At 39.7% G+C, this 23,461-nt stretch carries 19 protein-coding genes; 8 read left to right on the top strand and 11 right to left on the bottom strand.

The genetic code is table 11. The annotated features are described in order from the left end of the window. Positions 1-159: 159 nt before the first annotated feature. The 6 genes from NH153_RS10680 to NH153_RS10655 all read left to right on the top strand — a co-directional run bounded on the left by NH153_RS10680 (position 160) and on the right by NH153_RS10655 (position 7,633). Positions 160-2,526, top strand: a complete 2,367-nt coding sequence (locus NH153_RS10680; protein ID WP_156503625.1) for a hypothetical protein — start codon at positions 160-162, stop codon at positions 2,524-2,526. Then, complete coding sequence (locus NH153_RS10675; RefSeq protein WP_063703601.1) at positions 2,519-3,448, top strand: hypothetical protein; 930 nt, start codon at positions 2,519-2,521, stop codon at positions 3,446-3,448. The genes NH153_RS10680 and NH153_RS10675 overlap by 8 nt, the downstream gene beginning before the upstream one ends. A 240-nt stretch (positions 3,449-3,688) precedes the next feature. After that, a complete protein-coding gene (locus NH153_RS10670; RefSeq protein WP_156503624.1) occupies positions 3,689-4,447 on the top strand; it encodes a hypothetical protein in 759 nt (252 codons plus the stop codon). 493 nt (positions 4,448-4,940) lie between these two features. Then, complete coding sequence (locus tag NH153_RS10665; protein ID WP_205630231.1) at positions 4,941-5,339, top strand: DUF6173 family protein; 399 nt, start codon at positions 4,941-4,943, stop codon at positions 5,337-5,339. Positions 5,340-5,488: 149 nt separating this feature from the next. Then, entirely contained in the window at positions 5,489-6,568 is a 1,080-nt protein-coding gene (locus tag NH153_RS10660; RefSeq protein WP_063703596.1) for a protein kinase domain-containing protein, read from the top strand. Positions 6,569-7,075: 507 nt separating this feature from the next. Next, entirely contained in the window at positions 7,076-7,633 is a 558-nt protein-coding gene (locus tag NH153_RS10655; RefSeq protein ID WP_063703594.1) for a GNAT family N-acetyltransferase, read from the top strand. A 159-nt stretch (positions 7,634-7,792) separates the two neighbouring features. Here the strand turns inward: NH153_RS10655 and ppiC are convergent, their stop codons facing one another. From ppiC to NH153_RS10620, 7 genes are all read right to left on the bottom strand, one after another. After that, positions 7,793-8,071 (bottom strand): peptidylprolyl isomerase PpiC, encoded by a 279-nt coding sequence (ppiC, locus tag NH153_RS10650; RefSeq protein WP_054552145.1) that lies wholly within the window; start codon positions 8,069-8,071, stop codon positions 7,793-7,795. 63 nt (positions 8,072-8,134) lie between these two features. Beyond that, positions 8,135-8,767 (bottom strand): lysoplasmalogenase, encoded by a 633-nt coding sequence (locus NH153_RS10645; RefSeq protein WP_063703591.1) that lies wholly within the window; start codon positions 8,765-8,767, stop codon positions 8,135-8,137. A 58-nt stretch (positions 8,768-8,825) separates the two neighbouring features. Continuing rightward, positions 8,826-9,200, bottom strand: a complete 375-nt coding sequence (locus NH153_RS10640) for a thiol-disulfide oxidoreductase DCC family protein (RefSeq protein WP_276203793.1) — start codon at positions 9,198-9,200, stop codon at positions 8,826-8,828. Between the two features lie 26 nt (positions 9,201-9,226). Next, the gene (locus NH153_RS10635; protein WP_063703587.1) at positions 9,227-10,249 is read right to left on the bottom strand and encodes a zinc-binding dehydrogenase; all 1,023 of its coding nucleotides are present in this window, start codon (positions 10,247-10,249) and stop codon (positions 9,227-9,229) included. Positions 10,250-10,262: 13 nt separating this feature from the next. Next, positions 10,263-11,669, bottom strand: coding sequence for a TolC family protein (locus tag NH153_RS10630; protein ID WP_063703586.1), 1,407 nt, complete (start codon positions 11,667-11,669; stop codon positions 10,263-10,265). Further along, positions 11,662-14,808: an efflux RND transporter permease subunit gene (locus NH153_RS10625; RefSeq protein WP_063703583.1), complete on the bottom strand. Its 3,147-nt coding sequence runs from the start codon at positions 14,806-14,808 to the stop codon at positions 11,662-11,664. Before NH153_RS10625 ends, NH153_RS10630 begins: the two co-directional genes overlap by 8 nt. Before the next feature lie 6 nt (positions 14,809-14,814). Next, positions 14,815-15,981, bottom strand: coding sequence for an efflux RND transporter periplasmic adaptor subunit (locus NH153_RS10620; protein WP_063703581.1), 1,167 nt, complete (start codon positions 15,979-15,981; stop codon positions 14,815-14,817). 118 nt (positions 15,982-16,099) lie between these two features. Between NH153_RS10620 and NH153_RS10615 the strand changes: the two genes are divergently transcribed. After that, a complete protein-coding gene (locus tag NH153_RS10615; protein WP_063703579.1) occupies positions 16,100-17,044 on the top strand; it encodes a LysR family transcriptional regulator in 945 nt (314 codons plus the stop codon). Between the two features lie 18 nt (positions 17,045-17,062). Here NH153_RS10615 and NH153_RS10610 read toward each other — a convergent pair whose 3' ends face one another. Together NH153_RS10610 and NH153_RS10605 are read right to left on the bottom strand one after the other, a co-directional pair. After that, entirely contained in the window at positions 17,063-18,094 is a 1,032-nt protein-coding gene (locus tag NH153_RS10610) for a GGDEF domain-containing protein (protein WP_063703574.1), read from the bottom strand. 224 nt (positions 18,095-18,318) lie between these two features. Continuing rightward, positions 18,319-19,167 carry a DUF6279 family lipoprotein gene (locus NH153_RS10605; protein ID WP_063703572.1) on the bottom strand — a complete coding sequence of 283 codons (849 nt, stop codon included), beginning with the start codon at positions 19,165-19,167 and terminating at the stop codon, positions 18,319-18,321. A gap of 546 nt (positions 19,168-19,713) precedes the next feature. On the opposite strand from NH153_RS10605, the gene NH153_RS10600 reads away from it, so the two are divergent. Then, a complete protein-coding gene (locus tag NH153_RS10600; protein ID WP_063703570.1) occupies positions 19,714-20,436 on the top strand; it encodes a tetratricopeptide repeat protein in 723 nt (240 codons plus the stop codon). Between the two features lie 19 nt (positions 20,437-20,455). Here NH153_RS10600 and NH153_RS10595 read toward each other — a convergent pair whose 3' ends face one another. Continuing rightward, positions 20,456-21,868 (bottom strand): coniferyl aldehyde dehydrogenase, encoded by a 1,413-nt coding sequence (locus NH153_RS10595; RefSeq protein WP_063703568.1) that lies wholly within the window; start codon positions 21,866-21,868, stop codon positions 20,456-20,458. A 134-nt stretch (positions 21,869-22,002) separates the two neighbouring features. Further along, positions 22,003-23,433 (bottom strand): SLC13 family permease, encoded by a 1,431-nt coding sequence (locus NH153_RS10590; RefSeq protein WP_063704467.1) that lies wholly within the window; start codon positions 23,431-23,433, stop codon positions 22,003-22,005. Positions 23,434-23,461: the final 28 nt, after the last annotated feature.

Below are 23,461 nucleotides of genomic sequence, written 5' to 3'. Positions count from 1 at the left end.
GCTGTGCTCATAGAAATACAACAGAAGCTATCTCAGTACGAAAGCTATTGGAAGCTTAGGAAGTGGCTAAAATTAAAGTCTTTTAACGTCTCAAGGGCATATTATTCGCTTAGGCAAAAACTGAGTAATTATAAGCAGGTGTTGTCAGCATTATTTATAATGTACAAAGCAGTATTTGTTTATTTTTTGTTGCCTATATTAATAGCAACGTTTACTCAGTGTATTGAGCTTCCAACTAGAAGTTGGTTTGTTGCAAATGGCTGGGTGATTTTAAAAGATTCTGATTATTCAACATTGGTCGCAACGGTGACTAGTATTAGTGGTTTGTTCATAGGTTTGTATTATGCAGCCATGACCACTATTGGTGGCGCGATATATTCCAAAGTACCTCATAGCTTACGCCAATTACTTCTCAATGAAAGGTATGGTAATGCTTATCTCAACTATTTAGTCTCTTTCACTTTTTGGGGCATATTATTACTGGCTCAATATGTTTCCGGATATCGTGTAAATCCAATTAATGTTCTATTAATTGTTTTGTTTGGTGGTTTTGCCGTTTTTGCTTTTTTTCAAATAGGAGTCAGAGCTTTATCCTTATTTGAGCCTACAGAGTTTGCAGGAGAGATTTTTAATAATATTTCTAAATCAGTTAAAAGATTATTACCGGGTGCAAGCCACTGGGATTCGCCTGCATTCCAAAAACATGAACATAAAAATGTTCAACACTGGCTTGAGACAGTTCACGCCTTAGCTGAAATAGCCGCATCTGAAAAACACTTATCAGGTAAAGTATTTATTAATTTCACTCAAAAAATTGCACGATTTTTAAGTTGGTACGAATACCAAAAAGATCGAATTCCTCGCAACAGCGAGTGGTTTACGTTAATCCACCAACACCCAGATTGGTATCAAACCTCTGATATTGAAACCTCTCTAGCTCATCGTTCAGGTCATATTTTAGAGCCAATCAAGGTTCCTAATTTTCGGTGGTTAGAGAAAGAACTATCTGGGGTATTATTTTCGTGTTTGAGATTGAATTTAGTTAATCAAAACTACCCTCTCGCTATGCAAACTATTGGTTGTATTGAAATGTATTTAGATACCATATCAGCCAAAGGTGATATGAATTGGGCATTTGAAGTACTGAGTGAAACGACAAGTGCATGTGAAGAGCATATTAATGAGGTTGTAAAAAATGAAGATGACCAAACAGCTGAATTAATTGGTCTATGTGACTATGTGGCATATTTGCCAATTAATGCATGTTTAACTTTTTTGAATAGTTTGAGCCATAGAGATGGAGTGACTATATCTAAATTAATAGATGAAATTAACTGGAACAAGAAAAACTCAGTTTATAAAGAGCAGCTTTCTGAGGCCACCATAAAAAGGCTTGAGTGGTTTAAAGAACGGATGGAGTTTGAACATGAAGTTGAAGGTCAGTTTATAACGCCTGACTGGTATATTAAAAATGAGATATGTAAACTAGAAGCCATCGCTTTTGTCCAAAATACAAATGTCATCATCAAGAAATTAGGAGAAATGTACACTAGTTGGGTCAAGAACCTAACGTTTTCCAGAAGGTATTGGCTTGCATCAGCTTGCTCTGTTAGAGAAAAGGAATTTTGGTATAAAATATCGTACCAAATCAACGTACTTTCAGATTACTGGCAATCATTACTAAAGAATCAAAAGCATGATAACAGCTGGACTATTTTTGATGTAGAAGCTTTAAACGAAACTCTTGAAAACAAAAACAAAAGCGTCGAACAATCAAGAACAGTGTTGCTAGCTAATCTTATTAATAAAGAGCGCCCTGATGAGTTTCCTGACTACTCTGGTGTATTTTTACATTCACAAGGAGAGTCATTATTTGAGGCGTTACTGTCTAATGATGAATCTCGGATTTTTGAGTTATACCCAAGTTATTACCTTTCAAGTTTTTATCAGTTCTCGAAGCTTTTACCGCAGAGTTTTAGCAAAATTTCAGAAGCTGAAGCTAAGGCTAAAGTTGCATCAGCAGCGCTTATTGATTTGTTAGAGTTAACTGGCTATGCGCTTGTACTGATGAGGTTCTACAGTAGTACAAATATTTCTGATTGGATTAATAATATTTGGGAACGCCATCTTTCTGATTCAGCTAAACTATCTCAACTAATGGCTATGGTGAATATGTTCGATTCGGCATTTGAGATACCTCATAGAAATGAACACCGTTTTAATTGGAAACGCTCTGTATATGAAAAGGTTTCAAGTGGGGTCGAGAAGAAAGAGATTTATAGGAAAGGCAGTTATTTCCACGCAGAAAAACTTGTCAAGCATAATGATCCTTTAGTGCGTTTATTTGCCAAAGAAGGTTTAGGATTAAACCATCAAGGTCTCGATGTTTTTGTTACTGAAATTTTGATTCCTAAATTGGAAAGGCCTAAGCAAGACCTTGGCAAGTTTAGACGAGATCTCAGAAATAGAATTCAAAGGGAAGTTGAACGCTATGAGGAATATCAAAGAGGAGAATTTGATGAATAATTCTTCTTCAGCTGATATGGCGAAACCTAAGTTTTTGTCACGTATTATTGAAAGTGGTTCTGATATAGATTTTCGACGTTCTGCTCAAGTTCATATTTTAAGAGAAGAGTTACACCTAGGTGTTCTCCCCGTAGGAGGCAGAGCTATTGGTGGCAAAAATTTTGATATTGAATTGATTGGTAATGATGCTTCTATAGTAAAGGAAATGCTTCAGAGTATAGAACGAGTATCTAGAAGCTCATTTTGTGAACTTGTATGCGATATCGTTAATAACATTGCTCAAAACCTTACTTATTTTGGTTCTGTACGATATGAAATTGTTAAACAAAACACAGGCTTTTCATTGCATTATATTCCTCAGAAATCATTTTATGTCATTGGTATGTGGGGATTACAGTTTGTACCTAAAAAGCAGAGAGAACATGTTCAAAAACGATTTATTTTTAGATTAAAAAAACATATTTGGGATTTAACATTCCCTGACACAATATGCAGTAAAGGTAGTTACATAAAAGTTCTTGGTAAACTCGCTAAATATACGGAGCTTATGCCACGTAACATTCAACATGATAAAATTTTCGACACGGATCTAGGCTTCGATGGAACTAGCTTTAATAAGCAAACTAAGAAATATACATACAAAGCGCTTAAAGATATTGGAGGAGCGCAAAGAGAGACGAATCTGACATATGTTAATGAGTACTATCTTATTAATCGTATGATAAGGATGAATTTGTCAAAAGCGCTATTGAGAGAACATATCATCAACGAGTTAAACTTTTTATTCATTAAGTTGAATATTGATTCGAAATTAGCGGTTACAGGTTTGCCATCAAGCAAAGATATCAGAAGTATCCTACGTGAGCTCGATGCAGGTGAAATTGGGTTAGATGAAGCTTTGAAAGAAACTGATTCTTATTAGTGAGATTAAGAAAAAATAGGTTCAGGTCAGCTACAGATTAGTGTGCTATAGGCTGAATGTAACCAAGTTACCTACCTTAACTATGCAAAGAATCTCTTTTGCGACAATAAAAATATTATGGTTGGCAATGTACTACGTTATTTGTTAAGAATGGATTTATTAATACATATGAGTGACATTGGCTGAAAGATGCGCGGTGCGCTCACTATAAAATTATTATGAGTAATCGAGGCTTCATCGTTGAAACAAAAGTCTAAAAATATGAATGAAGCACCAATGTGTTCTTCCTCTATACTATCTCCATATTGGCGAGGTAGCTCTGCGATTTGGCATATAGGCGAAGGACTTTCTGAGATAGCTGAGAAACTTAAGCAATTGGAAGTGGCTTATGACAATAGAGAGGAGCGGCTTGAGCAGTTCTATGAATTAAATCCTCATTTCCTTGATAATGACGAACTGCTGGTTAAATCTAGTGAATACTGGGAAATTGTTTCACCTTTTGCGAACCTTAGGGAGCAAATTAAATTAAGAGTAGAAAGAACTATCGTAATGGCAGCGATAGAGGCAGAGAATAATATCAATATGGTTTGCGTCTATAACTTTAGACGTGAAATGACGGAAATCATTGAAAAGCTAAGCCCTACAGAAAAATTTGTAATGCTTGGATCTATTCTTACAAATAGGAATGTTAAAGGCGTAGCGGAGTATGCTCAACTTCAAGCTCTTATGAAATACAGGAATGCTTTTGCGCATGGTCATAATACGGATAGACCAGTTAAAACACTTCATCATAACCATCTAATCCATCCTGAGAAATATTCGGAATTTCCTGAAGAGCTAGAAAAGCTAAAAGAATTAGTTGGCGGTTTTTTTAAAGTTAACAGTTTTGTAAGATCAATGAGCAAAAATGAGTATGCAAAGGGAGAAAGTGGAGATGAAGAAGATTTAAAACCAATCTTGGAAGAAATTGAAGCTAACATGCTTATCTGGGTAAATTGAGATATGACAATTCTAGAAACTCATAAAAGTGCTTCACGCTGACATTTACTGCTACGCGCGTTTTTGTTTTTGTAGCAGCGTTCCATTTTCATGCAAAAGCGATATATGCAGTATGTGCAGGTGAGCAAGGTGTTACCAATAAATACTCTAACTCAAAACTGTCCATAGGCGAGTTATCTGCTGACTCGCCTTTGCCCCAAAAAGAGTTTGCCTAATTGTTCAAAAGGTCTTCTTGGAACTAATAAACATTGAATATTTCTTTTGATACATTTTTTATATTCAGAATTTACAACTTTCCCCTATATTCAGGAAAATAAGCAATTAGCGCATATTTGTCATCAGGCCACTTTACCAATATAAAAATATTTTGTTAGCTAGCAAAAGGTTGGCCAATTTGATAAAAATATAGAAATGATAAAACGAGTAGATGTTTGGTAGAAATATACGCGATTTGCGCACTATTAAAATGTTATGTTTAAAGGAGAGTAAAACTATGGAGCCAAAGGACTTACTAGCAAATATCTCACAGCCGGCCTTTAAAATGCCGCAGATTGATATTCCAACAAACCCTAATTTGGCAAGTGAATTTCATCATCGCCTAATTAATTGGATCAACGATTTCCATAAATCACTGGATGATGAGCACGAAGTAGGCGCAAGGTTGGTCAATTTTGGGCAAGCAATAACATTCCATATTGAAGATATTAGCTATTGGAATCCCTCTTTGATTTCATTTATTGGCAAAAATGAGAATGGTGAGCCAGTAGAATTAGTTCAGCATGTAACCCAAATAAGTATCCTTCTGGTAGCTATGAAGCGTGAAAGTGTCGAACAGCCCAAACGACCTATTGGGTTTGCAAGTTGGGATGAGTATGAAAGTCAAAAAACATAACAAGTGCAAGCACAGGACAAATTTTTGCGCGCTTTTTAGTTTGGTCGAGTGTGTGATTACAGTGTAAGCTTCTGGTTCATTTATCAAATTTGCCTGTGTTGCAGACATTAAATACCTAATTTTTCAACATAAAAACAAGGAGTTATTGTTTGAATTTCTATGAACTAGAACCAAGTAATCAAAAGGTTATTTTGGAAAGTAATTTATCTGAACTAGGCAAGATTGTTAGAGTTACTTCTGGTAAATGTGGAAGCATTTATATCTTTGATCAGGGAGAGTACACAACGCCGAGATATGTATGCGCAAAGATTCCAAAGCTGCTAAATAACGACGAGAACGCAACCGAAACTAATCGACGTTTTGTCAATGAGCTAAAGAACCAGTTAAAGTGGAGTGAACACTTTTTTGTTCATTGGGCATTTGATTTTAAAAATGTTTTAAATGCTCCTGTAGCATTGTTTAGATATTGGGATGGAGATTTAAGTACTCTAATCGGTTTAGAAGATATTTCTGAAATTCAGAAGTTATCAATTATGGTTTATATATGTTCAGGTTTGCTTCATTGTTACAGAAATGGTTTGATCGCACATCAGGACTTGAAACCTGAAAATATATTTATTAGAGATGTAAGCCAGCAGTTTGTTGGTTTACCTAATCTAGATATATATAAAATTGCTCTTATTGGTGATTTTGGGTTAGCTAACGCAGCTGAAGATTCAGGTGTCTATGATGGTACTCGACCTTATATGGCTCCCGAGCAATGGGGTAGATCACCTTTATCCTCTAAAGCAGATGTGTTTGCACTTGGTGTGATTTTTTATGAGCTTATGTCCGGTGGACATCATCCAGTTGGTATTAAACTCAAAGAGCATTGGCCGGTACCATCCAATAGAAATAGTAAAAAGTGGCTAAATTCGCGACCTTGGAGAAATTGGGCAACTAGTTCTGAGCCAAAACTTATAGACCAAAGCATACAAAACAATGCCGAATTTTTGAGATTGATTGAAAGTATGCTTGATAAAGAGCCTAAACTGCGTCCTGATCTTGAACACGTTATGAATACTTTATTGGCTTTAATAAACCACAAGTCCAATGATAGTTACGATCAGGTGTCGTTTTTAGTAAATTATTTCAATACTAACCTCTCGGATAAACCTTTATCAGAGAGATCGCCATATTTGTTTAACCAATGGACTTCATTTTCAAATGATTTTGGCGACGGCATTTAACAAACTGTTCAAGAGTGATTCGCAACGCATGGCATTTTTACTATGCGTTGCGTTTAGTGTTTAAGGTGGTATGCGGTAGCATCGGTATTGCGTTGCTCACACCTTAACAGGGCGTTATATTGCATTTTAAGTTTGTGAAAGCAATTTAGTTAAGTGATCTACCTTGCCTATATCTTCTGGCTCATTATGCTTTGTTTCGCCATTCCAAACATTTGGTCAGGGTTATCTACATTTAGCTTTTTAGCCTGCATTGTTGCAGTATTAATGACTCAATTAAAAGTTATAAAATTTACCGAAAGGGTCAATACGTAAGTGGTTGGTATATTAATATTCACCATTAGTAGTAACATCTATGGCAATAACCATGCTTTACTGTGGTGTAGTTGAAATATAACAAAACTAATTAAAAGAGCTGACAAAACTCAGTTGGCTGAAGTCGCATCGCTCAAGATTATAGTCAACTAAATTCTGCCGCTTAAAACGGCGTTTTATTTCAAGGAAGACTAAGTGCAATTTCCAGAGCTAGAAACATCTCGTTTAATTCTTAATAAGTTATCAAAAAGTGACGGACAGGCTTTACTTGATATTTTCACTGATGAAAACGTTGTTAGATATTACGATATCGATGTTTTTAACTCAGAAAAACAATCATTGGAGTTAATTGATTTTTTTAATCAACGCTTTGCTGACAAAGTAGGTGTTCGTTGGGCTATTCGAGTTAAGAGTTCGGGAAAACTAATTGGTACGTGTGGATTTAACTCAATAAACTTGAAGATGAAAAATGCAGGTATTGGCTATGAGTTATCCTCAAAGTATTGGGGGCTTGGCTATGCTTGTGAAGCTGTTAACACGATTATCCAATTTGCATTCTCTAATGACCAACCTTTAGGCGAACTCTACCGGATCCAAGGTGATATTATGATTGGAAATGCTGCTTCTGAGTCAGTGTTAAAAAAGCTAGGTTTCAAAGAGGAAGGAATTAGGCGTTCAAGTGGTTTCTGGAAAAAAGAATTCCATGATTTAAAGTGTTTTGGTTTAATAAAACCTGAATTTAAAGAAATATAACAAGTTAATTAAACTAAAGACTTAAAATAGCCCTTTGAATTACAAACTATAAAGGTCTGATTTTGGGCAAAGTGAGTCAAAACCACAAACTTTAACTCACTAATAATATATATTAAGAGCTAACGACGTCCCTTATTAGTTTTAGGCAGGCTTTAAACTTTACGTTCTGTAAAGCACTTTAATTACATGCCAACCAAAGCGAGTTTTCACTAGATGTGGCTCTAAGATTTCGCCGCTGAAAGCTACTTTGTCAAACTGTGGCACCATTTGACCGCGTCTGAATTCACCCAAATCGCCGCCTTTTTTACCCGACGGACAGGTTGAATATTTTTTAGCTAACGTCTGAAACTTCGCACCTTTTTTAAGTTGCTTGATGATGTCTTCAGCTTGTTCTTTGTGCTTAACAAGAATGTGCAGTGCGTGCGCTGTATTTGCCATGGAAAATCTCGAAAATTAAAACGCGCGTATTTTATCACGGCAATCAACACTGAGCCACTGCGGCTATTTATGTTTACTTGTTGCCTGCAAAAACCCTGTCACTAAACAAAATTGTGCAATGTAATACGTTATCATTATTACGATATCTGCATGCACTATTTCTAAATAAAAGCGGTTAAGGCCAAGAATAGAGTCTGATATAACAAACACTGCCCCACCTAACACTAAAAAGCCGTTAAATTTGTCTGTCATCCAAGTAAGGCTTGCCATTATGCTAAGTACCAACATATAGACAATCACCGGAATGAGCATGTCATTCAGGTTTGGATAAAATAAGCAAAAAATGATGATGGCCAAAAATAGATAAAGAAGTACAACGTCTAGTCGCCAGTTTTTAATTGGCAACATGGTAATGATATAAAAGGTATGGCTTATAAAAAAAGCCGCTAAACCACCTATAAAGAGTTGCCCTGTATCAAGGGCTAGCAACACATCACCTAGTGATGAAAAACTAAGAGCGAATAATAAAGTAATAAAAGTGCGATTTTGTAACTGACTACGCCACTTTAACACCACCACAATCAACAGGCCGATTGGTAATGCTTTAAATAGCGCCAGAATAGGCTGAGGCAATGATGGTATAAAGAGCAGTAAAGCAATGTAAACCGAACTTAGGATTAGAAAGAGAATGTTCATATTCTTATTATTGTTATTTGTTCCCAATAACGAGAATAGCAAGCTTTACTCTAAATGTTTATAAAAAATGCTGCTTCTGTTTTTCGGTCATTAACTTACACTGTGTCCGTTTGCCAAAAAAACGATAACGATGGCGGCCAACCCAATTATACATACGATCGCGAAAGCCTTTTGGCAGTAGCTTGAACAGCTTAACCAAAGAGAATGGAAAACCTAATTGAGTTGCGATAAATAACACAGCATCACTTTGTTTATATAACTGGTTATTATCAATCACTAACATTGAAGAGAGTGGATCGTCAATTTGATGCGCCTTTAGTAAACGTTCACCTTTATCGCTTTGCATGGGGCATAACTTAAAGGTTATTTGCTTATCAAAGCGAACAATAAACCGCACACAAAAATGGCACAGATTGCACTGACCATCAAACAAGATGACTGGGCAGTGAGTTTGCAAGATTAACCGCTTACCTGCACAACTTGTTTACCGGTAAAGCCACCAGCAAGTTGTTTATTTAAAGCAGCTGAAACAGCCTCAGCGGTAAAATCAACGGCATGAATTTGCGGTAATTTGATCTCACCACGGGCTGCATTATCGAGTAATAAGTTACCCATAAAGCTCAATTTTTGTTGCGCACATAAGCTATTTGCAAGCCAAGCTCCACCTAAGGATACAATGCCAATATTTGGTGCGCGTCTAAACATAAGTTCTTGTTCAAACTTAGGTAACTCATTTAAACATGCAATACGGCCACAAAAGCGCATTAGCTCAACGTTACGAATGGTGGTATCGCCACCAATACAATCAAGCACCGCATCAAAGCCTTGCGGGCCTAATTCACGGCGAATTTTATCTTCAAGTTTTGGGTCTTTGTAGTCAAACACCACATCAGCACCTAATTGCTTAAGTAACTTATGATTGTGTTTGCTGGCAGTGGTAAACACGGTGGCACCACGTTGCTTAGCAAATTGAATAGCGAATTGACCAACGCCACCCGCACCTGCATCAATAAACAGTGAATCCCCTTCGCTTAGCTGCAACTTATCAAGGGCAATTAATGCCGTCATACCTGAACAAGGTAAGGTTGCGGCATCTGCCGGTGATACGTTATCCGGCACAACCGAAACCGCATAGTTTGGTACCGTTGTGTATTCAGATAACACACCTTGGTCGCCAAGGCTGGCGTGCCATACAACACGTGCTCCAACACCTGGGAATACACCTTTACTTGCCTGAACAACCACACCAACAGCATCATGGCCTAGTACATGCGGGTAATGCCATTTACAAAAACCTTGTTTTGCAAAGTTGGCATCACCATGGTTTAAGCCCACATATTCAACTTTAACCAAAAGCTCATTGCCTTCAGGGCTCGGTACTGGCACAGAAAGCTCAGATAACGCTATGGCGTCATTCGGCTCAATCAGTGCAAGCGCGCGCATTGTTGACGGAAGATCTGTAGTTTGTTGAATATGTGACATTTAATACTCTGGGTTAAAGGTTGTTTAGTTCAAAGCTCCAACGACCATTAAATGCTTGATAAGCACTTACTTTGGCCTGTAATGAAGCAATTGTTGAATCAACAGCGTTCTCTTGCGCTATTAAAACATCCTGTCTCGCATCTAACAACTCTAAGTAAGGAATATGTCCTTCTTGGTACATTGCTTGAGCTTGACCAAATGCTTTATTCGCATAATTAAAACGTTGATCAGCATAACTTAACTGTTGCTGCTGTTTGACTAGCCTTTGTAAAGTAAGTTCACTATCGCTAATGGCTTTTAATACTTTACTTTGATAGTCACTGTAAGCGGCTTCACTTAAAAATTGCTGTGCATCACGCTGAGCTAATAATGCAGGATAGCTGAGTAATGACCATTCAACTTTTGGCGTTACTTGCCATTGTTGCACAGTATCTTCTAAGCCATTGCTGGTTAAGCTCACCACACCTGCAAACCCGGCCAGACTAATATCTGGCAGTAATGCTTTTGAGGCGGCAACACTTAGCGAATAAGCCTGACTAAACTGATATAAAGCACTGGTGATATCTGGTCTCAGTGCCATTGCTTCACTGGCTTTAGTAAACGACACGCTAAATTCATGGCTTAATAACTCAGGCTCTTCAACCAGTGTTATATCGCTTGCAAGTCGCCCTGTTAGCACCGCAAGGGTTGCGAGGTCACGATATTGCAAGTAGCTAAGCTCAGGAATAAGCGCTTGTTGCTGCTTTAACTGCGCAAGGGTACGATTAAGGTCAAGCTCATTCGCAACCCCCTCTTCTACTCGCGCTTTGAGCACATCAATACTTTGCTCGAGTGCCTCGATTTGCATCTCAATGATAGCTTGCTTTTGCACATTACCTTGATAGCTGACATAGCCTTGCACCACAGCTGAAACCACTTCAACCTGTAATGCTCTTAACTGTTCGGCTTGGTTTAGTGCACCTGCATTAGCAGCATCGACAAGCGCGGTAATACGACCAAACAAATCAAGCTGCCAATTAACATTAACACCTGCGTTTGATTGGCGCGAAATTGCGCCATCTAAGCTGCTGCGTTCTGCGCCTACACTTAGGCTGCCCTGCGGATAATAATCCGCACGGGCTACACCTAAACGGGCAATGGCTGCATCAAGTTGAAGTTGACTGGTTTTTAGGTCGTGATTCATTGCTAAAGCATCAGTCACTAAATTGTTTAACTGCGCTGAATCTAAACGGCGCCACCAGTTATTTTCGCTCGCACCTTCGTTTTGTTCACCAATTTGTGTATCGCTAACAAATTGTGTCAAGCTCACTTGCTGCTCTTGCATATCGACGCTTTGTGCGCAGCCTGCCAGTGCTCCGGCTAACAGCATCGCACTAACTAGTTTGCCGTGTTTAAAGAGTGCATGAAGAGGCTTATGCATCGTGTTGCTCCTTCTGCGATTTTTTTGTGACTAACATATAAAATACCGGGGTGAACAATAAGCCGAACACAGTTACACCAATCATACCTGAGAACACCGCGTTACCCATGGCATGACGCATCTCAGCACCAGCACCTGTTGCTAGAACAAGGGGTACAACGCCTGCCGTAAAGGCAATTGATGTCATTAAAATTGGGCGAAGTCGCAAGCGACACGCTTTGATGATAGCTTCAAGGTGAGACATCCCCCCTTTATGCTGATCTCGTGCAAACTCAACCATCAAGATGGCGTTCTTACTTGCTAGTGCAACCAGTACGATTAATGCGATTTGCGTGAAGATGTTGTTGTCATCACCAACAAACCAAACACCCAACAAGGCCGAGAAAATCGTCATAGGCACAATCAAAATAATAGCCAGTGGTAATCTTAAGCTCTCGTATTGCGCAGCAAGTACCATAAATACAAGCAATACAACGAGTGGGAAAACATACACCATGGTATTACCCGCTAATATTTGCTGATACGTTACTTCTGTCCACTCAAACTCAATACCATTTGGTAATGTCTCTGCAAGGATTGCTTCAATCGCATGTTGCGCTTGGTCAGAGCTATACCCTGGTGCTGGGCTACCATTTAATTCAGCTGTAGGATAACCGTTATAGTGCATTACACGATCTGGGCCTGTTGTTGGTGTGACCGTTAATACAGAGCCTAATGGCACCATCTCACCCATGCGGTTACGTACTTTAAGATTTAAAATTTGCTCAGGATCTTGGCGGTAATCAGCATCAGCTTGCGCATTAACCTGATAGGTACGGCCAAACAAGTTAAAGTCATTCACGTACATAGAACCTAAGTACACTTGTAAGGCATTGAATACTTCATCAAGTGGAATACCTTGTATAAGCGCTTGCTCACGGTCAATGTCGATATCCATTTGTGGCACTTGAATTCTAAAGCTTGAGTAAAGGCCCATTAATGCTGGGTCTTGCTGCGCTTTAGCAATGGTTGCTTGTAAGCTATTAAAGAGTGCTTCAAAGCCTTTATTAGCACGGTCTTCAATTTGTAGTTTAAAGCCACCCGTTGTACCTAAACCTTGAATTGGCGGTGGCGGGAATACCGCAACAAACGCTTCATCAATACTGGCAAACTTTTGATTTAACTGAGCCGCAATTGCCATTGCCGACATACTCGGATCTTGTCGCTCTTCAAAAGGGGCAAGCGGAGTAAATACAATGCCGCTGTTAGGGCTATTTGTGAAACCATTTACCGATAGACCAGGAAACGATACTGTGTTTGCAACACCCGGTACTTGTAATGCAATTTTTTCCATTTCTTGCACAACTTCTTGGGTTCTGTCTAAGCTTGCCGCATCAGGCAACTGTGCAACTGCCACTAAATATTGCTTATCTTGCTGTGGAATAAAACCACCCGGTACTGCGTCAAACAATTTAACTGTGCCACCGACAAGTGCAACATAAGCAACTAAGACAATGACACTCATACGAATTAGTTTTTGTACCAGCTTTTCGTAGCCATTAGCGCCTTTATCAAACAAGCGGTTAAAAGGTTTAAACAGCCAATTACCGAATACACGGTTTAATAACTTAGTTAAACGGTCTGGTTTTGCATCATGACCTTTTAATAGTAACGCTGATAACGCAGGCGATAGTGTTAACGAGTTAAACGCTGAGATAACCGTTGAAATAGTAATGGTTAATGCAAATTGCTTATAAAATTGACCAGATAAACCCGTAATAAAAGCCGTAGGAATAAATACCGCACACAGTACTAGTGCAATGGCGATAATCGGCCCTGTTACTTCGGTCATCGCAACTCGGGTTGCTTCAAGTGGTGATAAACCTTGCTCGATATTACGCTCAACGTTTTCAACCACCACGATGGCATCATCAACAACAATACCAATGGCAAGTACCAAACCGAATAACGATAGGGTATTAATCGATACACCTAACCATTGCATAACCGCAAACGTACCAATCAAAGACACTGGTACTGCAATCAGTGGGATTACCGATGCACGCCATGTCTGTAAGAACACCACGACAACGATTACCACTAGCGCGATTGCTTCTAGTAGCGTTTTGATAACTGCATCGATTGAGCCGCGTACGAAAATAGTTGGGTCATAAACAATGTCGTATTCAACACCTGCCGGAAAGTCTTTTGATAATACTTTCATGGTTTCACGTACTTGATCAGAAAGCTCAATCGCATTTGACCCCGGACGTTGGAATACCGGCATAGCAAGGGCTGGTTGACCATCTAACATCGCTCTTAGTGCATAGGTGTCTTGACCTAATTCAAGGCGTGCCACATCACTTAGGCGTGTAAGCTGACCTTGCTCACCCACTTTGATGATCACATTTTCAAATTCTTCTTTTGAGCTTAAGCGTCCTTTAACATTCATTAGAATTTGAAATTGATTACTTTTCGACGTAGGCTGCGCACCTAAACTACCCGCAGCAACCTGTTGGTTTTGCGCGCGTAATGCATTTACTACATCCATCGCTGTTAAGTCACGTGCAGAAAGTGCATCTGGGTTAAGCCAAACACGCATTGAGTACTGACCACCACCAAACATACGAACATCACCTACACCCGGAAGACGTGCAATTTGGTCTTTGATATACAAATCAGCATAGTTCGCTAAGTAAGTTGTATCATGCGTTTTTTCTGGTGAATATAAATGCACCACCATGGTTAAATCTGGTGATGATTTTTCTGCTACAACACCTAAACGTTGAACTTCTTGCGGTAAGCGTGGTAGTGCACTGTTAACACGGTTTTGCACTTGTACTTGCGCACGGTCTAAATCAGTCCCTAACGCAAAGGTAACTGTTAAAGTCATACGGCCATCACTGGTTGCTTGCGAAAACATATACAACATGTTTTCAGTACCATTGATTTCTTGCTCAAGCGGCGTCGCCACTGTTTCAGCAATTACCGTTGGGTTTGCACCCGGGTAACTTGCCGTCACAACAACTGTCGGCGGTACGACCTCAGGGTACTCACTCACTGGCAATTGAAATAACGAGATTGCCCCTGCGATGAGAAAGATAAGCGACAGCATCGCTGCAAAGATGGGTCGCTGGATAAAAAAGTGTGAAAATTTCATTTTGCCCTACTGTTTTGCAACCAAATCAGAATGATTATTTGAAAGAGTGAATGCAATTCCATCGCTATTTATAGTGACTGTGTTTGGTGAAATTGGCATACCAGGGCCAACACGCGCCGGACCATTCACAGCAATCACATCGTTTTCATTTAGACCCGATGTAATCGCGCGTAAGCTGCCGTAACGCTCACCCACCGTCACTAATTTATATTCAAGAACATTGCCTTCACCCACAGTGAGTACAAAGCGATTCTTTAAATCAGTCCCAATTGCACGCTCAGGCACGATAACTTTTTCGCTTACTTTATCTGCGGCAAGCTTAATACGTGCGAATGAACCTGCACGCAGTTGTTGCTCATCGTTTTCGAACACCGCACGCACTCGAAGAGTACCGGTAGTTTGATTGATTTGGTTATCAATGAAGTTGATTTTGCCATTGAAGTTAAAGCTGGTTTCACCCACTTTTTGCATCACAACTGCTTGTTCACTTTGCGCTGTTACATCAGCAAATGACTGATTCCACGTACGCTCATCAATATCAAAGTAAGCATACATTTGCTGGTTTGACACAATGCTTGTTAACACGCTTTGACCAGCAAGCACATTGTTACCTTTGGTGATATTCGCACGCGATACAACGCCATCAATGGGTGAACGCACTTGGGTAAATGCTAAATCAAGCTCTGCCGCAGTAAGCTCAGCCTGTAGCGCTAGCAATTGCGCTTCGCGTTGTCTTAGTGTTGATTTACGAGACTCAGCTTGCTCCGTTGAAATTGCTTTACGCTCAGTTAAGCGCTCTGCACGTTTTGCTTCACTTTTAGCTTGCTCAAGTGCCGCCTTAGCACTTTCGATTTGCGCTTTTAAGCTATCGACTACGGCTGCAAAAGGACGTGCATCAAGGGTGAAAAGCAAATCACCTTCTTTAACGCTGTCGCCTTCTTTAAAGTTAATTTTATCGATGACACCCGAAACACGTGGCATTAGCGCAACTTCTTGTGGCGCCTCTAAACGCGTTGTATAGGTGTGCCAATTTTGTACCGGCTTTACAAGCACTTGTGCTACATCGATAGGTTGTAAATGTTGTTGCTGCGCTGCTTGGTTGGCTTCTGTGCCACACCCTGCAAGCGTTAAGCTCGCAATGGTCACAGCCACTGCAAGAATAGATTTGTTCATCACGACTCTCCTGTTAATAGATTGGAGACAATGTTACGGAACTAATTAGCGGATAAAAATGATAGATTTTTAAATTCTTTAATGCCAGAATGGCACCAATAAAGTTTAAGGAACTGCTATGGATACCACCAGCCGTTTATTAATGTTGCTTGAAGTGATTGAACGAGGCTCATTTGCTAAAGCTGCAGAGTCTAGAAATATAGACCGTTCTGTCATTTCAAAACAAATTAGCCGTCTTGAAGATGAATTAGGGGTGCGTTTACTCAATCGTACCACGCGTTCTTTTTCGTTGACTGCCGCTGGCGCTGAAATGGTAAAAAAGGCAGCCGAACTGAGAGATTTGTTATCTGATACCGTAAGACTTGCAGAGAATTACCACCAAGAACCCCGTGGTACGTTAAAAATTACCTCATCAAGTATTATCGGTAAGCGTTATATCCAACCGGTCATTAACGACTTTCAAAAACGCTTTCCACAAGTTGAAGTAGAGCTTCGCTTAGACGACAGATTGATTGATTTAGTATCAGAAGGCTATGATTTAGCGTTTCGTGTTGGCGAACCAAAAGACTCATCATTTATTGCCCGTAAAATTGCTCGCAACCGTATGTTATTGCTGGCCTCACCTGAGTTTATCGAAACTTACGGTATGCCAAAACAGGTTGAAGATTTAAAAGAGCTACCTGCTGCGAGCTATTCAAGCCCAAGTAAACGCATTGGCGGTATTCGTTATCGTAATGCCGATGGCGATATTATTGAGCAAAATATTAAAAGTGTTTTTCGTGCGAACGATGCCGAAGTACTGTTAATGAAGGCTATCTCAGGCAATGCATATGTTTTGGCACCGGCGTTTATTCTTGACGATGAAGTTAAACGTGGCGATCTCGTGCCTATTTTAACCGATATGGAATTACTCGATTACAGCGCGGTGTATGCGGTTTACCCACACAGAGACTTACCAGTCAGAACACGTTTATTCTTTGATGCTATGCGTGAATACATAGGCAAAGATATTCCTGTATGGGAAGCAAACATCCCTGACTTTGACACTATGTACAAAGGCTAACTTGCGAAGCTTGAGTAGCTAACTCGCTTTATTTTGTTGGCTTAATTCATACGCCGTTACTACTCTATTTCGGCCTTGCTGTTTTGCTTGGTATAGCGCATCGTCAGCACGCTTAATAAAGTTTTTCAGGGTTTGATTTGGCATGTAGCAAGCAACACCAATACTAATGGTCAAATTAATAGCTTGCTCATCAATGTTGTGGATGGTTGTTGCTAAGTGCTCGCGCAGCATATCTGCAAATTCATAGGCACTTTGCGGGTCGCTCTCAGGTAAGAAGATAGCAAACTCCTCACCGCCGATACGAAATACGTAGCCTTTACTAATGCGTTGCCTAAAGAAACTGGTGACTTCAATGAGAATACGATCGCCCACATCGTGGCCATACTGATCATTAATATTCTTAAAGTAATCAAGGTCTAGCATTAAAATAAACAAGCCATTTTTGTTTTTTAGTTCAACTTCAAAATAATGGGTCATCGCCAAGCGGTTACCTGCCCCCGTTAAAGGATCAAGTAATGCTAAGTTTTCGAGCCGCTTACCATATTCTGCACGACTATTCTCAAAAGTATGCGATACCGCCCAAATACTGATGTAGGTAAACGAAAAATTAAGTAAAAAATTAATACTATTGAGAGGCTCAAGACTTGATTTGGTTAATAGGATCCCGCCTTGCAGCAGAGCAACGACCAAAGACAAGACTTTGCCGTATTGTTTACCTAATAATAAATAAAATAAAACCGGTAATGAGCAAGTCCAAATAAACAGCAAGCTTTTAATATTACTGAGATACGTGCCCAATGTGATTAGTAGCGTTAAAAACACACATAAGGTAAGCGACTGCCAAAGATGGCCATTGCGTTTTCGGGTATAAAAAAAGATATAAAAACAAAACGATGCAAAAACGACTTCTAATGCCCCAAGGACAAAAAAGTCATTAATAAAAAGATTAAAACCGGCGAATATTCCAGCCAATACACCCAAACAAAAGCCCATCCATTTAAGAACGTTATTTCGTAAAGCTTGAGTGCCTCTTAGCGCCCCAATATCCATCCAGTTTCTCGTTATTGTTGTCGTTGCTTAATTTTAACGCGAAACAATAAATTTAGGAACAAGTTATTAAGTAAACTCGTTTAAAAATGCAAACGTTTACATAAACGCCAGAAAAACTAATACTTTTTAACTTTTATTTTCAAATAATAAAATATGCAATGAGGTACACGATGCTAAGAAGCAGCGGTTTTACAGTGCGTCCAAACACAGCAAGCACCTAGCAGCTAATCATTAATTAAGTCACTGACCTCTTCAATTAACTCATCAAACTCATCGCGTACGTTACGACGCTGTTTATCGGTTAATGTAGGTTTTAGCTCCAATAGTAAGTTAACGTAGTTATCGAGATTTTTATCATCGGCGGCAACTAACTCATCGCTCATAAATGCAAAACGGTCATTAATGATAACAGCGAGTTGACTATCAAAATCTGCTGGTTTTTGCTTTTGCATAAATAGCGCTTTTAATGTATCTAAACGCTTTTGCTTGTACTGCATCCATAGCAAGAATGTACTGACTCGCGTATTTGATGAGTTCTCTATCAGTGTTTTTTGCTGTGAAGAAAGCTTAGTACCGAACCACTCTTTGTAGTTTTCAAGGTTTTCTTCTAAGCGTTCTTTTCTATGTTGCTCTGGCGTTTTCTCTTCGTGCTCTTGGTATTCATCGTTAATGTTTTCTTGCAGTGCTGCAACAAACTCAACACGTTGTTCATAAGAAAGAGCGTTTGCTAAATCGATAAGTTCAGGCTCGATTTTATCAACCAGCGTTTGCCAATGCTGCTTTGCTTGTACAAAGTGTGCTTTAAGTTCGTTATGGCCAACTTGCTTATCTAACATAGTCTTTAAGCTTTCAAGATCACGTTTGTATAAAGGAAGTTGTGTTTCTCGATGCCAATCGCGGCTGCTTTTAACAATATGCTCAAATTTGTCAGCTTGGTCACTGTTGAGATCGACATAATCATCAATCCAAAATCCTGATAACCAACCTAAATTATTGTAAGTAAAGCTAGGAGAACACCCCGCTACTGTAAACAATAAACTAAATACGATTAGATACTTTGATAGCTTTTTCATTGTAGTTTTTTAAAATCCTGTTTCAAAACAAAGTAAACTTACCACTAAGAACAAAAATTCAGCAACTGCAATTAAATGAAATTAATTATCATTTAGGTGTTGACGAACGATTAAACCTAAGTAATAATCGTTATCAACAACTTGGTTCGCTAAACTATTCTCACAGCAACATCATACTGTTAAAGGCTTTGATGCTGTTTTGCCAAGTTAGTTCAAGACGTAACTCTTGATTGTCGTCTGTTTCCTCGACCCAAACATAGACATAAAACGTTACACTTTACTTGCTACATTGCTCATATCGGTGACGGTAGATATGACACGAAAAAGCCCGCTACGGGCTTTTTTTATTTCTTTAATTTTTCTGTAAAATCTGTATCTTAAGCCTACTTGTTAATTGCAAAGCTTGCCGCTGTCTATAAATTGGGCATTTGCAGCTGTTGGGTCTAAACTAAAAGTGATGTTTTGCTCAGTGGCTGTTTGGCAATGCATTTTATCAATAGCTCAATGCTTTGTTATTGATACCTAACACACATTTGGAGGCAGACTATGATCAAGCCTAATTTTAAATCACTATTGCTCGCTAGCACGTTAATCTTGTCACCTTTAGCAAATGCCAGTCTTGAAGATGCCCAATTAGCGGCAAATGAAGGTCGTTTTGAAGAAGCCCTTCATGAATTTAATTACCTTGCAGACAAAGGTTATGCCCCTGCAATGTATGAGCTTGCTAAAATGTACGAAGGTGGCTTTGGTGTGCAACGCGACTACCGTAAAGCAGCAGAGTTGTACGAAAAGGCAGTAAAAAAAGTACATGCTGATTCAATGTTTGCATTAGGTGTACTTTATCAAGAAGGTAAAGGTGTCAAACTTGATAAAGAAAAAGCAATTTCATTATATGAAATGGCATCACAAAAAAATCACCCAGCAGCTCAGTTTAATTTAGGGGTTATGTACGCCAATGGCGAAGGGGTAATTCAAGATTACCGCACAGCACTCAGTTGGTACCAAAAAGCGGCAGCGAATAACTTTACTCTTGCTCAGTTCAATATGGCATTGATGTATTACGAAGGTTTAGGAGTTCCTAAGAACCTCGAGAAATCATACATTTGGAATACCATTGCGGAATACAACGGCAACATGGATGCAAGCCATAGTCGTAAGCTTGATGAGCGTAATATGATGCCAGCAGAAATTGAAGCAGCGAAAGAAAAAGCTGACGCGATTTATGCAAAAATACAGGCTGGTTTATACGCACCTGACGGGCGTCTATAAATACGCATAGTACTTGCGCTTAACGGCGCAAGTACATCCATTTTAATAATTTGATCAGCAACTTATTTTGCTTTAATAATAAGCTGGTACGTGGATTAAACTTACCTGATACTAGGGTATTTCGTGCATGGCTAAAGGTTTTAAAGCCTTCAACGCCATGATAGTGCCCCATCCCTGACTCACCAATACCGCCAAATGGTAACTGATCTGCTGTTACCTGCATTAGTACATCGTTAATTGCCAATGTACCACTTCTGATTGATGAACTTAACTTACTGATTTTGTCTTTGTCATGGCCGAGAAGATACAAGGCAAGCGGTGATGAGTCGGCGTTGATAGTGTCAATAACTTGTTGCAGTGATTCATAACTCACAATTGGCAGTAAAGGGCCAAAGATCTCATCTTGCATGAGGCGCATATCATCATTTACTTGCGTTAAAATATGCAAACCCATGCGATGTTTGAGTTCATCAACTTGATGACCTTCTATTGGCTCGAATACTTGGGCCCCTTTGTCTTTTGCATCATTTAGTGTCGCAATTAAGCGTTGATATTGCCTATCAGAGACAATCGAGGTGAGGTTCTTACCTTCAACACCTTGTTTAAAGTGCTTTTTATAAAGCTCACTAAGTTGTAAGACTAACTGATGCTCAAGCTTTTTAGGTACAAACACATAATCTGGGGCGACACAAATTTGCCCTGCGTTGTTTAACTTGCCAAATAACAGGGTTTTTGCAGCCTCTTTGATATTTACATCATCAAGAATCACCACCGGTGATTTACCACCTAACTCTAGGGTAACTGGGGTGAGGTTTTTACTGGCTGCTTGCATCACTTTACGCCCTACTGATGTAGAGCCCGTAAACAGTAAATGAGCCAAAGGTAAATCACAAAATGCGGCTGCGGTGCCGGCTTCGCCTTCAAAAATAATGCAGTGCTCAGCAAGTGCACCTTCCATTATCTGCTTAATAACAGCATTGGTATGTGGGGTGAATTCGCTCAGTTTTAACATCACGCGATTACCCGCCGCTAATGCGCTAATAGCCGGTACTAATGCTAATTGAATGGGGTAATTCCACGGCGCAATAACACCCACGACTCCTTTAGGCTGATAATGAATGTGTGCCGATGAAGGCCATAAACTAATACCCACACTGCGTGATTCGTTTCGTGACCATTTAGGTAAGCGCTTGATGATGTCAGTTAATGATTTTACCGTTGGCAGTAAATCCCCCAATACCGTATCGAACTCAGTGCGGTAACCAAAGTCTTTACTTGTTGCTGCAACTAGAGCTTGCTCATTGTCTATAAGGCGGGATTTTATCGTTTTTAACAGCTTAATACGCTTATCAATCGCTAAATAAGGGTCTGCCAAAAAGGCGTTATTGAGTTTTATAAATTCGCTCTGTAATTGTGCGTGTATATCAGTCAAAACATCATCTCTTGATAAACGATTTTAGCCACTATAACGAGCTAAATTTATCTGAGCAACTTTATAAATGTAAAAACAGCGCTCAAAGTGAGCGCTGATATTGGTTGGAATAGGTTGAAAACTTAAAGGCTTAACTAAAAACCAAAGACCACTGCGGCAATAGTCATGGTCACTAATGTGATCATCGCAATAGCAATTATGTTCAGTGCAAAACCAGAGCGGATCATATCGCGCATTTGTATTTGCCCAGAGCCAAACACGATCGCATTAGGCGGCGTCGCAACTGGCATCATAAACGCACAGCTACAGGCAATAGCCGCTGGAATAACCCATACAAGCGGTGTACCAAATACTGACTCAGCAACTGGGCCTAATAGTGGTAAGAAACCTGCCGCTGTGGCTGTGTTACTGGTGATCTCAGTTAAGAAAGTAATAAGGGTTGCCACTGCAAGTACACTTAATACCAATGGAATTGCACTCGCCCCTTCAATCATGTGAGCAATGTATTCAGCAAGACCTGAAGATTTAATTTGCGCAGCCAGTGTTAAACCACCACCGAATAATAGCAACACGCCCCAAGGTACTTTAGCGGCACTTTCCCAATCAAGAATACGCTCACCATCACCTTTGTTTGCTGGTAACACGAACAGCAATAATGCTGCCGCTATAGCAATACCGGTATCAGAGATTTTCAAGCCTGAAAAATCAGCCAGTAGAGGCCTGAAGATCCAGCATACTGCCGCTAAAACAAACACGGCTGCTACGCCTTTTTCAGCGCGTTGCATTGCACCAAGCTCTTGTAACTGCGATAAGAATAACGATTTAGTATCTTTACTCGCTGCTTTTGCACATTGTGTATCTACTTTGTAGGCAAATTTAGTTAGCCACACCCAGCATAAAATAAGCATCACGGACGCAAGTGGTACACCGACTTTCATCCACTCAGCAAAGCCAATATCAATCTTGTAGCTGTCTGATAAATACGCAGCCATTAATGCATTGGGTGGTGTACCAATTAAAGTAGCAATACCACCGATACTTGCACCGTAAGCAATTGATAATAATAATGCTTTACCAAATTGGTCATTATCAGGGTTAGACTGTTTAACCAACATAGTAATCGACATAGCAATCGGTAACATCATCACAGCGGTCGCTGTATTTGACATCCACATTGATAAAAATGCCGTTACTAACATCATGGCTAAAATTTGTAGGCTTGGCTTAGTACCAGCACGAAGCATAGTATTAAGTGCAATGCGCTTATGTAAACCCCAACGCTCCATCGCGATTGAGATCAAAAAGCCGCCTAAGAATAAAAAGATCAAAGGGTGTGCATAAGGTGACGCGACCCCTTTGATTGCTGCAATATCAGCAAGAGGTGATATAACCAGTGGCAATAATGAAGTAGCAGGAATTGGCACAACTTCGCTTACCCACCAAGAAGCCATCCAAAATGCAAGGCCTGCGGTACGTAGTGCTGGTACGCTCATACCCGCAGGTGGATCAATTAAGCAAGTTAATAACATCACTAATGGGCCTAGCAGTAACATTACTGTGCTCATTAATGGGCGTGGCTGTGAGCCATCTTTT

The sequence above is a fragment of the Pseudoalteromonas gelatinilytica genome (assembly GCF_001641615.1).
Lineage (GTDB): Bacteria > Pseudomonadota > Gammaproteobacteria > Enterobacterales > Alteromonadaceae > Pseudoalteromonas > Pseudoalteromonas gelatinilytica.
The sequence above is the reverse complement of the archived record's forward strand: the minus strand, read 5'-3'. Positions and strand labels throughout refer to the sequence as shown.